This is a genomic window from Devosia sp. CAU 1758 (assembly GCF_054482695.1).
Genome location: NZ_JBTLRJ010000001.1, coordinates 188280 through 202285 on the forward strand (window position 1 = coordinate 188280; position 14006 = coordinate 202285).

Sequence of the window (14006 nt, forward strand, 5' to 3'; positions counted from 1 at the left end):
GGGTCACCCCCTCCCCCTCCCCCATCAAGGGGAAGGTGTCGCTCCGAGTTTTGCACGAGATGGTGCCACGAACTCGATCTGCACCTCCCCCATGATGAGGGAGGTCGGGAGGGGATGTGCTTGTCTTAGGCAGCAGCCTTGAGGGCGGCCTTTTCCTGGGCAAAGGCCCAGTCGAGCCATGGGGTCAGGGCCGCAAGATCGGAGGCCTCAATGGTCGAGCCGGTCCAGATGCGAAGGCCAGCCGGCGCATCCTTGTAGGAGCCGAAGTCATAGCCGACCCCGAGCTTGTCGAGGCGGGCGACGATGGCCTTGGCAAAGGCGGCCTGGCCGTCGGCGTCGAGCGCGGCGATCTCGGGGTCGACAATCGACAGGCACACCGAAGTGTTGGAGCGCTGGTCGGCGTTTTTGGCGAGGAAGTCGACCCAACCGGTCTTTTCCACCCAGTCGGCCAGCACCTTGAAATTGGCGTCGGCGCGGGCCTGCATGGCCTGCAAACCACCGATTTCGAGACCCCATTGCATGGCGTCGATGGCGTCCTCGATGCACAGCATCGAAACGGTATTGATGGTCTCGGCCTTGAAGATGCCTTCGATCAGCTTGCCGCCCTTGGTCAGGCGGAAAATCTTGGGCAGCGGGCGGTCGGGCTTGTAGGTCTCAAGCCGTTCGACGGCGCGCGGCGAGAGGATCAGGATGCCATGCGCGGCTTCTCCGCCCAGCGCCTTCTGCCAAGAGAAGGTGACGACATCGAGCTTGGCGAAATCAAGTTTCTGCGCGAAGGCCGCGGAGGTCGCGTCGCAGATGGTGAGGCCCTGCCGGTCGGCCGCGATCCAGTCGGCATCGGGAACGCGGACGCCCGAAGTGGTGCCGTTCCAGGTAAAGACAACGTCGCGGTTGAAGTCGACCTGGGTGAGGTCCGGCAGTTCGCCATAGGGCGCTTCGAGCAGGCGGACATCGTCGAGCTTCAATTGCTTCTGGACATCGGTGACCCAGCCGGCACCGAACGATTCCCAGGCCAGCATGTCGACGCCGCGGGCGCCCAGGGCGCTCCAGAGGAACATTTCCACCGCCCCGGTATCGGAGGCGGGGACAATGCCGATGCGATAGTCGGCGGGTACTTCGAGCAGCTCGCGCGTCAGGTCGATGACCTGCTGGATGCGGGCCTTGGCCGGCTTGGCGCGGTGCGAGCGGCCGGTCAGCGCTCCAGCGAGCGCATCGAGGGTCCAGCCTGGACGCTTGGCACATGGGCCCGACGAAAAATTGGGGTTAGCCGGTTTGACCGCCGGTGCGGTTTGGGGCATTTCAGCCATATCAAGCGGCCCTCCCAGGCCTATGCGCCTCTCGTTAGGGAGAGGTGTCCTGAGGCGGGAGATACGCCCGCGAGGGGGCGGCGTCAATGGGATATTTTGAGCATTGTGCCTGTGTCTACCTGGACCGTTCAGGCAGTTCGGGTTGAACGGAAATGGGATTGTTCGCCAGGGAACATGATGGGAAATTTTGACCATCGGCGCGAGGTGGGCATGATGGAGAAAAATCATGACTATTGGGAAACCCCGCTCTCGCTGTGCGTTGGCCCGGGCGGGAACACTTTCAAGGCGGGCAGCTAATGGCGAAAAACAACCTTCTTTCACCCATGCTGACCTCAGGCGCCATTCTCTTCAGCGTGGCCCTTTTGATCATGGGCAATGGCCTGCAATTCATGCTGCTGCCTATCCGCGGTGGGCTTGAAGGTTTTTCGGCATTTGAGGTTGGCCTGCTCGGGTCCGGCTATTTTCTCGGCTTTGTGCTGGGTTGCGCTTTTACACCCCTGCTGATCATGCGGGCTGGCCATATCCGCACCTTTGCGGCTCTGGTTGCCATCGCATCGGCCGCGGCGCTGGGCTATCCCATTGCCCTTGATGCTCTGGTCTGGATCGCGTTGCGTTTTGTCACCGGCTTCTGCCTCGCCGGCCTTTATCTGGTGGTGGAAAGCTGGCTCAACGACCAGGCCACCAATGAAACCCGCGGCACGCTGATTTCCACCTATGTGACGGTCAATTTCACTGTGATCACGCTGGGGCAGATGCTCGTCACCCTGTTTCGTCCCGATTCCTTTGTGCTGTTCTCGATTGCATCGATACTTGTGTCCCTGGCGGCAGTTCCGATCGTGATGACCCGGTCAAGCCAACCGGCGCCGATTACCATCGTGCGGTTTCGGCCAGTGCGTATGTTCCATCTCTCGCCTACCGGTACCGTGTCGATTTTCCTGATCGGCATGGCGACGGGGTCGTTCTGGTCGCTGGGGCCGGTCTATGCCGCTGCCGCCAGTGGCAGCATTACCGATGCGGCGTTGTTCATGAGCGCGGCAGTGCTGGGTGGCGCAGTTCTGCAGTGGCCCGTTGGCAAGATTTCGGATGGCATCGACCGGCGCCAGGTGATGATCGCGCTGGCGCTGTTCTCGGCGCTGGCGGGCGTCGCCATCGTGATGATGCCTTACGCGATCTGGCCATGGTTGTTGCTCGGGTTTGCCTTTGGCGCCGGGCTGCTTCCCAGTTACGCCATCGCTGCGGCGCATGTTTTCGATTTCGCCGATCGCTCCGATTATGTGGAAATATCGGCGGGCCTGCTGCTGCTCAACGGCATCGGCTCGACCCTTGGACCGCTCCTGTCCTCGCTCAGTTTCGAGCTGATCGGGCCGGCGGGCATGTTTGTCACCAATGGCGCGGTGCAGATCGTGCTGGTGGTCTTCGTTGCCGTGCGGCTGACCCGCCGCGAGGGACTGCCCGAGGCCGACAAGCAGAATTTCGATCTCGGAACCAGCGCCGCCGTCTCCGTGGTCGCCGACGAGGAGGCCATCCAGCTCAGCGATCTGGTGGTGCAGGAAGCCCCCGAGCCGCAGCCCGAAGAAACCATGCCGGCAGGCTGATCAGGGACAAATCAGCACCCCTGCGCCGCAAAGTGCAAGAAATTGCAGAGCCGTCTGGCACTCCGGCGCCAAAGGCATTAGCGTGGACATCCTTCCAGATTCACCACCCCGAAAATTGAGACGACCATGGCTGACCCCACTCTGTTTGCCCGTTTTGTTGCCCTTGTCGGGGGCGCAGCCGTTGCAATTCGCCATTCCGGTGATGGTCCGAAGCCGCAAGCCTTTGGCGCGGCGCCGACCATTCCCGATGCCAAGCCGCAGGGCAAGATTCCGACGCTGAAAATGCCGACGGCCAAGGGCTGGGAAGGCGACCACAAGCCAACTGCTGCGCCTGGGCTCAAGGTTAACGCCTTTGCCAAGGGGCTCGACCATCCGCGCAACATGCATGTCCTGCCCAATGGCGATGTGCTGGTGGCCGAATCCATGGGCGAGAGCGGCGGTGGGCCGCGCAGCATTTTTGACCATGCCATGCATGCCACCATGCAGCGCGCCAAGGCCTCGGGCATCAGCCCTAATCGGGTGACCCTGCTGCGTGACGCGAACGGCGACGGCGTGGCCGAGGAGCGTCATACCTATATCGAGAATGTGCGCCAGCCTTTCGGCATGGTGCTGATCGGCGATACGCTTTATATCGGCGCCTCCGATGCGGTCCTGGCCTATCCCTATGTAGCGGGCGAGACAAAGATCACCACGCCAGGCAAGAAGCTGATGGATCTGGTTCCCGGCGGCCACTGGACGCGCAATCTCATCGCCTCCAAGGACGGCAGCAAGCTCTATGTCGCCGTTGGCTCGCAGAGCAATATCGGCGACGCGGGCATGGCGGCGGAAGAAAACCGCGCCTGCATCCATGAACTGGACCTCAAGACCGGCGCGTCCCGCATCTTTGCCGGCGGATTGCGCAATCCGGTCGGCATGGCCTGGGAGCCGATTGGCGGGCACCTGTGGACCGTGGTCAATGAGCGCGACGGGCTGGGTGACGAGACGCCGCCCGATTACCTGACCTCGGTGGTCGATGGCGGCTTTTACGGCTGGCCCTATTGCTACTGGGACCGGGTGGTCGATGATCGCGTGCCGCAGGACGCCGCCAAGGTCGCATCGGCGAAACAGCCGGACTATGCCCTTGGCGGGCACACTGCCTCGCTGGGTCTCTGCTGGCTGCCCGAGGGCACCCTGCCGGGATTTCCTGCCGGCATGGCTATTGGTCAGCACGGCTCGTGGAACCGCTCTAAGCTTTCGGGCTACAAGCTGGCCTTTGTCGCGTTCGAGCATGGCAAGCCGGTCGGCATGCCGCGCGATATCCTCAGTGACTTCCTCTCGCCCGACGAGAAATATTCCTTTGGCCGCCCGGTGGGCGTGGCTTTGGCCAGCGATGGCGCGGTGCTGATGGCGGACGATGTCGGCGACGTCATCTGGCGGGTGACCGGCGCCTGAGTGCTCAATGCGGGCTGCCCATTCCTGATGCCGTGCGGTGGCTCAAGGCCATGATGGTGAGAAACGGGTTGAAGCCACCATTGGTGGGATGCACCGACCCGTCGCAGACAAAAAGGTTGTCGTGGCCCCAGACCCGGCCATTGATGTCTGTCACCGAGCTGGCGGGGTCGGTGCCCATGCGGCAGGTGCCGGCCTGGTGCTGGCCTGCCGACAGCGTCATGGAAGGGGTTGGGCCCCAATGCCGTCCTGCGCCCGAGGCATCGAGCCAGTCAAATGCCCTTTGCTGCATATAAAGCGCGGTGCGCAGGCTCTCGGGATGCATGCTGCCCGAGAGCCGCGCCACCGGCACATCCCAGCGATCGCGCACGCCTGCAGCTATCGTGACGCGCGATTGCGGGCTGGGAATTTCGTGGATAGGGCCGGTCAGGCGCAGCACCCTTGAAAAATTGTGTCGCATGAAGTCCTTGGCTTCGCGCCCCCAGCGCCTGAGGTCGGGCGGCAGGCAGGTTTTCCAGAACAGCACGGGCGGCAGGATGAAATCGTCCGCCAGCAGGCCACCGCCGACAATGCCCGGATTGCCATGACTGAACTGGGTGGTGCCGATGGTGACGCCGGGGCCCAAAGAACCATGCACATTGTGGTCGAACAGGCCATAGGCCTGAGGATAGACATGGCCCTGCAGATGCCGCCCGACCTGGTCGAAATTGTTGCCCAGTCCGTCGGGTTCGCGGGACGAAGGGGAATTGAGCAGCAATCGCGCCGTTTCGATGGCGCTGGCGGCGAGCACCACATTTTTCGCCCGGACCGAGCTTATGGTGCCGTCAGGAGCGGCAATGCTGACGCCGATGACCTTGCCGCTGGCGTCACTGTCAATCCGGGTGACCACCGCGCCGGTCGCCAGTTCGCAGCGGCCGGTGGCCATGGCGCGGGGAATGAAGGTGTTGTGGGTGCCGTTCTTGGCGTCGCTGGGGCAAGGAAAGCCGACACAAGAGCCGCAGCCTATGCAGGCGCCGCGTCCGCCGCGCGGCACGCTGTTGATGGCGAGAGGCGGCGCAATCGTGGACATTCCCAGCGCCGCCGCACCCGATGCCAGGGTCGCTGTCTGGGGCGCAGCGGGCAGGGGCGGCATGGCATAGTTCTGTTGGCGGGGCGCATCATGTGAGTGGCGGGCGGCATTGCCGGAAATGCCCAGCCCGGCCTCGACGCGATCATACCAGGGCGCCAAGTCGTCGAGGCTGATCGGCCAATCGACCAGCGAGGACCCTTCCGGCACGCCATAAAGGCTCGCCATGCGGAAATCGTTGCGGTGAAAGCGCCAGGCCATGGCGCCGTAGAGGATCGAGCCGCTGCCCACGGCAGAGGCCACGTTATGATAGAGGGGCTGATACGGCGCCACGACATGCTCAACCCCATCGCTATCAGCGAAGACGCGCGGATTGCCGGTAAGGTCGGGGCCGGTATTGTGCCCATAAAGTGAGAGCCGGTGATTACGCAGATGGTCGCGGTGACCGCTATTGGCGTAATTGCGGTCGAGGCCGCGCTCGAGCAGCAGTACCGAATGGCCTGCTTCGGCCAGAACGGCGGCGGCAACGCCGCCCCCGACCCCGGCGCCGACAATTATGGTGTCATAATCAAGAGTGCCGGAGTGGTGCCGCGGTGGCGGCGGGGGCTGGGCTGCCGGCCCGGACGGCCCGTCGGGCATGTGGTGCGCATAACCCAGCATGGCCCAGGACACGGCATCGGGATTGCCGCCATTATCGGGATCGGCATAGACGCCTTCGGCCACCAGTTCGCAGAGCTGGGTGAACCAGGCTTCGTGTTCGTGAAGGGCGAGCAGCCTGTCCTGCTCTTCGCTGCCGACGCGAAGGAAGCCTTCAACTTCCAGAGCGGCGAGGGCGGCATTGATGGCGACGCGATGGGCCTTGTAGTCGGCAAAGTGGCGCTCAATGAAGCCGGGTGCGCCGAAGGCGAGGCCGTCGCCATGCTGGGCATCGCCCGGAAACAGCCGGGCAATGACCGCATGAAGGGTCTTGCCAGGCTCAGCCATGATGAACCTGGCCGCCCAGTTCATCCTCGATATGGGCGCGCACGATGTCGTCGAAGCTGCTTTCGGCCTGGAAGCCCAGGCTCAGCGCACGGCTGGCGTCAAAATTCTGCGGCCAGCCGGCGACGATCCGGGCAATGGTCTCGTCGGGCTCACGGCGGATCAGGTTGACGGCGCGCGCGCCGCCAAACCGTTCCAACGCTGCGATTTCCTCGGCAATGGTGGCGGAAAGTCCGGGCATGGTCAGATTACGGCGCTGTCCGAGTGGAGCGGTGTCGAGGCTTGCGGCATGGAGCAGGAAGCCAATGGCAGCGCGGGGGGAGGCGAACCAGTGCCGCACCGTCTCGGCCACCGGCAGTACCGCTTCCGTGCCGTTGAGCGGCTCGCGGATGATGCCGGAAAAGAACCCTGACGCCGCCTTGTTGGGCGCACCGGGACGCACCACGATGGTGGGTAGACGAATGCCGATGCCATCAACAAAGCCGCGCCGCGAATAATCGGCCAGCAAAAGCTCGCAGATGGCCTTCTGGGTGCCATAGCTAGTGAGGGGCGTGTGGGCCATGTCGTCGGGAATGGCAGCGGGCAAGGGTTCGCCGAAGACGGCGATGGACGAGGTGAAGACCAGGCGCGGGCAATAGGGCGCGCGCAGACCTTCCTCGCGAATGGCGTCGAGCAGCAGGCGGGTGCCATCGAGATTGATGCGATAGCCCTTGTCGAGATCGGCCTCCGCCTCGCCCGAGACAATGGCGGCGAGATGAAAGATTAGGTCCGGCCGTGTGCCCACCAGCGTTTCCGCCGCGCCAGGCAGGGAGAGATCGGCGGCCAGGGCCGAAACCGGGATGGATGCTGCCGGGATGGCAGGCGCCACCACATCGACCAGCGTCATCGCGGCAATGGGGTTTTCCCCGATCCGGCCTGTCGCAATCAATGCCTGGGTGAGCTTCCGGCCCACCATTCCGGCTGCGCCGATAATAAGAATATGCACGCCGCTCCTCCTCCAGAGCGCTTCCAGCAAAAGTGGCAACAGATTTGCGGCCCGGAAACGCGAAAAAAACAGGGACCTGGTCCCTGTTCCATTGAGCATCTGCCGGGGGCAAAGGTCCAGAGGACAAACAAAGGGCCGGTGTCTTCTGACACCGGCCCCATTGAGACTGGCAGACGTGGCGGTCTGCGATTTGCCTAGTTGAAGCGGTACCGGACAGTGCCGCGGATTTCGTGGATCCAATTGTTGTCGAGTGTATAGGGGTTGGGCGCCGCATCGTTATGGATGCGGTTGATATAGAGGGCGCGGTAGCCGATATCGGCGACCACCTGACCGAAGTCATAGCCGACGCCGACCATGCCGGCAGCAGCCAGGCTGGTATTCTGGTCGCGCGTATCCGGCGCGCCGGGGCCGTTGGTAATGAAGTCATTGAAGGCCACGCCGGCGCCCGCGCCGACATACCCGAAGGCGCCGCCAGCGGCGCCATAGCCGTCATCAAGCAGCGGGAAATCATAATAGGCATTGGCGAGAACAACACTAGACCGCAGCGACAAGGTGTGGTCGCCATCGGCAAGTGGGGCGCCGTCGACAATGGTGGCGCGCATGCCTTCGTTCGCGACGTAGTCGTAGGTCAAATCAGCGCGGAAGCCATTGCCGAACTCATAACCGGCACCGGCGCCGACCGAGTAGCCATAACCAAACTGGTTGATCGCAAAAATACCCGGTCCGACAGCGACGGAGGGGTGATCCACATGTGGGGTCCACATCAGGTTCAGCCCGGCGCTCCCGCGCAGGTAGAAGGAGCCGGAATAGCCATAATCCACGTCCGGGATTTCAATGACCGGCGGGTAATAGGGCATGTCCGCAGCTACGGCTTGCCCGGCAATCGTGGTGGCTCCTGCCACCAACATTGCAGCGGTGAGGTTACGCATAACGAAGTTCCTTTGGTTGCCACGACACCAAGTCGATTGCGACCAATATCCGGCAAACTTCTTAAAACGTGCTTAACCTAAAAATTTAACCCTAATGCTCAGTCAGCCGCGATGGTTGATCGATTATTACTGACTTGGTCACTAATTAGGAACCCGGCAATACTTGTGGCGACGTCACGCGACCTGGCGGATCGCGGCCTCGATCTGGGTCACCACGGTTTCCACCAGCATGGCGTCGTCAGCTTCACCCATGACGCGGATCACCGGCTCGGTGCCAGAGGCCCGGACCACGAGACGTCCGCCGGTCCCCAGCAGGGCCTGGCCATCGGCAATAGCCTGGATGACCTGCTTGTGTTCGAGCGGCTTGCCTGACTTGAATTTCACGCTGCGCAGCAATTGCGGCACCTTTTCAAAGCGGGCGCAGATTTCAGAAATCGGGCGCTCCATCTGCTTGAGCACGGCCAGCAATTGCAGCGCCGCCACCAGGCCATCGCCCGTGGTGGTGAAGTCGGAGAGAATGATGTGGCCCGATTGTTCGCCGCCGACATTGAAGCCCTTGGCGCGCATGGCTTCGAGCACATAGCGGTCGCCGACTTGGGTGCGCTCCAGCGTCAGGCCCAGCTTGGTCAGGTGCCGCTCCAGCCCCAGATTGGACATGACAGTGGCCACGATGCCACCGCCTAGCAGCATCTGCCGGTCCATCCAGCTTTCGGCGATCACGGCCATGAACTGGTCGCCGTCGACCACATTGCCCTTTTCATCGATGATGATGACACGGTCGGCGTCGCCATCGAGCGCGATACCGATATCGGCGCGTACTTCCTTGACCTTGGCAGCCACCGCCTCGGGGGCGGTGGAGCCGACCTTGTGGTTGATATTGAAGCCATCGGGCTCGGCGCCGATGGTGAAGACTTCGGCGCCAAGTTCCCACAGGGCTATGGGGGCGACCTTGTAGGCAGCGCCATTGGCGCAATCGAGCACCACGCGCAGGCCGGAAAGGTCGATGTTCCGGGGCAGGGTGCGCTTGGCATATTCGATATAGCGGGTGCGGGCTTCCTCGTCGCGATGGGCGCGGCCGATGTCGCGGCCTCTCGCCAGATGGCGCGTCATGTCGCTGTCGATGAGTTTCTCGATCTGCAGTTCGAGCTCGTCGGAAAGCTTGTAGCCATCGGGACGAAACAGCTTGATGCCATTGTCGTCATAGGGATTGTGCGAGGCTGAGATCATGACGCCCAGGTCAGCGCGCAGCGAGCGGGTCAACATGGCCACCGCCGGGGTGGGCATGGGGCCGAGCAGGTATACGTCCATGCCCACGGCGGTGAAGCCAGCGGTCAGGGCCTGCTCGATCATATAGCCCGAGCGCCTTGTGTCCTTGCCGATCACGACGCGATTGCGATGGTCACCGCGCACGAATTTGGTGCCGGCCGCCATGCCCACCCTGAGGGCGAGCTCGGGGGTGAGCTTGTCACCATTGGCGAGGCCGCGAATGCCGTCGGTGCCAAAATATCTGCGGGCCATGGGCGTCCCCCGATTCACTGGTCTTTTATGTTCAATACCACTTCGCCCTCAAATAGCGGAGTGTTCTTAAAAGCGAAAGGGCCGCCCGAGGGCGACCCTTGGTTGTGGTCCCGATGTGCCGGTCAGCTTTCCGGCTGCGGCTCCATGCCCGGCTCGGGCGGGGCATCGGGGCGCTTCTTGGCGGTCTTGCCGGCCGAAGGAACGCCGGATGCCTTGGGGGCAGGGGTGCTGCCATCATCGGGGCGAACCGGCTGCTTGCCATCCATGAGGGCGCGGAGCTCGTCGCCGGTCAGCGTCTCGTATTCGAGCAGCGCCTGGGCGATGGCTTCCCACTGGTCGTGATAGGTGGTGAGGATGTCCCTTGCTGACGACTCGCCATCCTCGATCAGCTTGCGCACTTCCTGGTCGATGATCCGGGCCGTGTCGTCCGACATGTGCTGGGACTGGGTCACCGAATGGCCCAGGAACACTTCCTGGTCATTGGACTTGTAGCGCACGCGGCCGAGCTTTTCGCTCATGCCCCATTCCATCACCATGGAGCGGGCGAGGGCGGTGGCCATCTGAATATCGCCGGAGGCGCCAGAGGTCACCTTTTCGGGCCCGAACTTGATGATCTCGGCTTCGCGGCCACCGAACAGCATGGTCAGGCGGGCCAGGGCCTTTTCGCGGGAGAACGAATAAGAGTCGGTCTCGGGCAGGGTCATCACCATGCCCAGCGCACGGCCGCGCGGGATGATGGTGGCCTTGTGGATCGGATCGATCCCGGCAACCTTGAGGGCGATGATGGCGTGGCCGGCCTCGTGATAGGCGGTCAGCTTCTTCTCGTCATCGGTCATGGCCATGGTGCGGCGTTCGGCGCCCATCATGATCTTGTCCTTGGCGTCCTCGAATTCGGCATGGGTGACGAAGCGCTTGTTGCGCCGCGCCGCCATCAGGGCCGCCTCGTTGACGAGGTTCATCAGATCAGCGCCGGAGAAACCGGGCGTGCCGCGGGCCAGCACCTTGAGGTCGACGTCTGGCGCCAGCGGCACCTTGCGGACATGAACCTTGAGAACCTTTTCTCGGCCAGACACATCGGGGTTCGGCACCACGACCTGACGGTCGAAGCGGCCGGGACGCAACAGAGCCGGGTCGAGCACGTCGGGGCGGTTAGTGGCGGCGATGAGGATGATGCCCTCATTGGCCTCGAAACCGTCCATCTCGACGAGCAACTGGTTCAGCGTCTGCTCGCGTTCATCATTGCCGCCACCCAGACCGGCGCCGCGCTGGCGACCGACCGCGTCGATTTCGTCGATGAAGATGATGCAGGGCGCGTTCTTCTTGGCCTGCTCGAACATGTCACGCACGCGGGACGCGCCGACACCGACGAACATTTCCACGAAGTCGGAACCGGAAATGGTGAAGAAGGGAACATTGGCTTCGCCGGCCACCGAGCGGGCCAGCAGCGTTTTACCGGTACCGGGAGGACCGACCAGCAGCACGCCGCGCGGAATACGACCGCCCAGGCGCTGGAACTTGCCCGGATCGCGCAGGAATTCGACGATTTCCTCAAGATCCTGCTTGGCTTCGTCCACGCCGGCGACGTCTTCGAAGGTCACCTTGCCCTGGGTTTCGGTCAGCAGCTTGGCGCGAGACTTGCCAAAGCCCATGGCGCCGCCGCGACCCCCGCCCTGCATCTGGCGGATGAAGAAGAACCAGACGCCGATGATGACGAGGAAGGGCAGCCAGCTCGAAAGCAGGATGGACCAGAACGGGCTCGATTCCGGCGCGCGGGCAGTGATGCTCACGTCGCGGTTCTCGAGCTTGGTGATGACATCGGCCCCATCGGGGATAGTGGTCTCGAAGCGGGTACCGTCCTTGAGCTGGCCGGACACCACATTGTCGGTGATGGTGACGGTGGAAACGCGCCCGCCCTCGATGTCGGTCACGAACTGGCTGTAGCTCTTCTCAGCCACGCTCATGGTGCGCGTGGAAGACTGAAAGACCTGGAACAGGCCCATCAGCATGAAGAGGATCACCAGCCAGATGGCGAAGTTGCGGAAGTTTCCGTTCATCTAATCCTGTCCCGGAGAGGCCGGCGCATGGGACGCACCGGTATTTGGGCGAATGTAAGACCCTCAATGGGGCGTTACAAGGGCAAGACCTCGGCGTTTCGGCGCTTGCAGTCCAGTCATATTGTCGCGATGGGGTTAATACGCGGTGGCGAGCGAAAGGATGCCTGGATTCATCGACTGTGTGGTGACGCATACCAATGCGGCACCCTCCCCCTTGCGGGGAGGGATGGGGAGGGGGCTCGCAGACAGGATAGTGGAGCAGCGACCACCAGCGCGGCACACCCCACCCAGCTTCGCTATGCCCCGACGGCCAAGCTCCGCTACCTCCCCCGTCAAGGGGGAGGTGCCGAATCGCGTTTGCCGAGCATTCGGATGCAACTGTTTGGGCGCTAACGGCCGGTTTCGACCTCATTGCGGTCGTTTCTAATCAAATCGCGGACGCCGCTAAGCGACACTCAGACAAGTTTCTGGTCGCGTTTGGCGCCGCTGCATTTTGCGAGAAGCGCATCTACCACGCGAGCGACTGGCGCATTCGCGTCAATACTCACCGCGCCTTCGGGAATGCCTTCCTTAGTTTCGTGCAAACGCATGACGAGTTCTTGTTCGATTGGTCTTCCCCCGAACTCGTCTTCGGGTCGCTTCACTAGCCGTGAGCTCAGCGTTTCAGCACGGACATCAAGGACGAAAACGCCGTCGAATAGACCGATGAATTTCCCGGAATTTGCCGAATGTCCGCAAAAGAATGAAATTGCATTGCTCTGTTCGATGATGAGCGCCTTGACCCTCTCCACCGGCCAAATCCAGTGCTCATACCCCCACTTGACCGTGTCGGCCTCACTTTCAAGCTGTGGCGTCTTCATTGGTTCGCCCGTCTCCGGGTCGCCGTAATAAGCTAACGTCCGGTCTCCATGCACCACATGGTACCCGCGTCGCTCGAGTTCCTCGGCAACGGTGGTTTTACCGGTCCCGGAGCCTCCCTCGATCAAGTAATTCCTGCTGCCCATCTCGGTCTCATCGTTGGGGAACATGATTCACCACCAATATACGTATGACCTTGCCCTAGTCCGGACATTCCGCAAACCACCCCTTGCCGCCCAAACAAAGAGCCCCGGCTCATCACCGAGGCTCTTTCAATCTGGTTGTAACGTCGATCAGGCTCCCGCCTGCTCCCGCACCGCGTCCTGTACCTTCTCAAAGGCGCGGACCTCGATCTGGCGGATGCGTTCGCGGCTGACGTCATATTGCTGGGCCAGTTCTTCGAGAGTGACCGGGCTGTCCTTCAGGCGCCGGGCCTGGAAGATGGCGCGTTCGCGCTCGTTGAGCACGTCCATTGCCTTGTTCAGCATGCCCATGCGTTCCGAATATTCTTCGCTTTCCCCAAGGCTCGTTTCCTGGTCGGGCGTGTCGTCGACCAGCCAGTCCTGCCATTCGGATGTGCCTTCGTCGGCCCGCATGGGGGAGTTAAGCGAGGCGTCGCCGGACAGGCGCGAATTCATCTGCATCACCTCCTCCTCAGTCACCCGAAGCGTGGTGGCGATCTGCTTGATCTGGTCGGGATGGAGCGAACCATCGTCCAATGCGGCGATCTGGCCCTTCACCTTGCGCAGGTTGAAGAACAGTCGCTTCTGGGCGGCGGTGGTACCGATCTTCACGAGGCTCCACGAGCGCAGGACATATTCCTGGATCGCGGCGCGGATCCACCACATGGCATAGGTGGCGAGGCGGAAGCCCTTTTCGGGCTCGAAGCGCTTGACCGCATGCATCAGACCCACATTGCCTTCGGAAATCACCTCGGAAATCGGCAGGCCATAGCCGCGATAACCCATGGCGATCTTGGCGACCAGGCGCAAATGGCTGGTGATCAGCTTCTGGGCGGCGCCGGGATCGGCATGTTCCTTGTAGCGCTTGGCCAGCATGTATTCTTCATCCGCTTCCAGCATTGGAAACTTGCGGATTTCCTGAAGGTAGCGGCTAAGGCCACCCTCCGCAGAAAGCACTGGCAAATTCGTCTGGGCCATGGACGCACCCCCTTTTCAGCATTCCCCCGCAGAACGCGGGCAGAAAATCCTGTCCTTGTCCGCAAAGGCACAACGACGGATGTGAGAACGATATAGGTTGCAGTTTGGCGATTTTAAGAGGCAGA

The 14006-nt window shown here is 62.4% G+C and carries 10 protein-coding genes; 2 read left to right on the forward strand and 8 right to left on the reverse strand.

All coding sequences use genetic code 11. The features are described from left to right. Positions 1 to 125: 125 nt before the first annotated feature. Positions 126 to 1298: a phosphoserine transaminase gene (locus tag ACXYMS_RS00940; protein ID WP_458904564.1), complete on the reverse strand. Its 1173-nt coding sequence runs from the start codon at positions 1296 to 1298 to the stop codon at positions 126 to 128. A gap of 305 nt (positions 1299 to 1603) precedes the next feature. Between ACXYMS_RS00940 and ACXYMS_RS00945 the strand changes: the two genes are divergently transcribed. Together ACXYMS_RS00945 and ACXYMS_RS00950 are read left to right on the forward strand one after the other, a co-directional pair. Further along, positions 1604 to 2902, forward strand: a complete 1299-nt coding sequence (locus ACXYMS_RS00945) for an MFS transporter (protein ID WP_458903153.1) — start codon at positions 1604 to 1606, stop codon at positions 2900 to 2902. Between the two features lie 126 nt (positions 2903 to 3028). Continuing rightward, positions 3029 to 4333 carry a PQQ-dependent sugar dehydrogenase gene (locus ACXYMS_RS00950; protein WP_458903154.1) on the forward strand — a complete coding sequence of 435 codons (1305 nt, stop codon included), beginning with the start codon at positions 3029 to 3031 and terminating at the stop codon, positions 4331 to 4333. Positions 4334 to 4337: 4 nt separating this feature from the next. Here ACXYMS_RS00950 and ACXYMS_RS00955 read toward each other — a convergent pair whose 3' ends face one another. The 7 genes from ACXYMS_RS00955 to rpoH form a co-directional block, all read right to left on the reverse strand. Continuing rightward, positions 4338 to 6380 carry a GMC oxidoreductase gene (locus tag ACXYMS_RS00955; protein WP_458903155.1) on the reverse strand — a complete coding sequence of 681 codons (2043 nt, stop codon included), beginning with the start codon at positions 6378 to 6380 and terminating at the stop codon, positions 4338 to 4340. Continuing rightward, positions 6373 to 7362, reverse strand: coding sequence for a D-erythronate dehydrogenase (gene denD, locus ACXYMS_RS00960; protein ID WP_458903156.1), 990 nt, complete (start codon positions 7360 to 7362; stop codon positions 6373 to 6375). Before denD ends, ACXYMS_RS00955 begins: the two co-directional genes overlap by 8 nt. 194 nt (positions 7363 to 7556) lie before the next feature. Next, positions 7557 to 8291 carry a hypothetical protein gene (locus ACXYMS_RS00965; RefSeq protein WP_458903157.1) on the reverse strand — a complete coding sequence of 245 codons (735 nt, stop codon included), beginning with the start codon at positions 8289 to 8291 and terminating at the stop codon, positions 7557 to 7559. A gap of 174 nt (positions 8292 to 8465) precedes the next feature. Then, positions 8466 to 9809: a phosphoglucosamine mutase gene (glmM, locus tag ACXYMS_RS00970; RefSeq protein ID WP_458903158.1), complete on the reverse strand. Its 1344-nt coding sequence runs from the start codon at positions 9807 to 9809 to the stop codon at positions 8466 to 8468. 122 nt (positions 9810 to 9931) lie between these two features. Next, a complete protein-coding gene (gene ftsH, locus ACXYMS_RS00975; protein ID WP_458903159.1) occupies positions 9932 to 11863 on the reverse strand; it encodes an ATP-dependent zinc metalloprotease FtsH in 1932 nt (643 codons plus the stop codon). Positions 11864 to 12318: 455 nt separating this feature from the next. Continuing rightward, on the reverse strand, positions 12319 to 12867 hold the full coding sequence (locus ACXYMS_RS00980; RefSeq protein WP_458904566.1) for an AAA family ATPase: 549 nt from the start codon (positions 12865 to 12867) through the stop codon (positions 12319 to 12321). A 147-nt stretch (positions 12868 to 13014) separates the two neighbouring features. After that, positions 13015 to 13881: an RNA polymerase sigma factor RpoH gene (rpoH, locus tag ACXYMS_RS00985; RefSeq protein ID WP_458903160.1), complete on the reverse strand. Its 867-nt coding sequence runs from the start codon at positions 13879 to 13881 to the stop codon at positions 13015 to 13017. Positions 13882 to 14006: the final 125 nt, after the last annotated feature.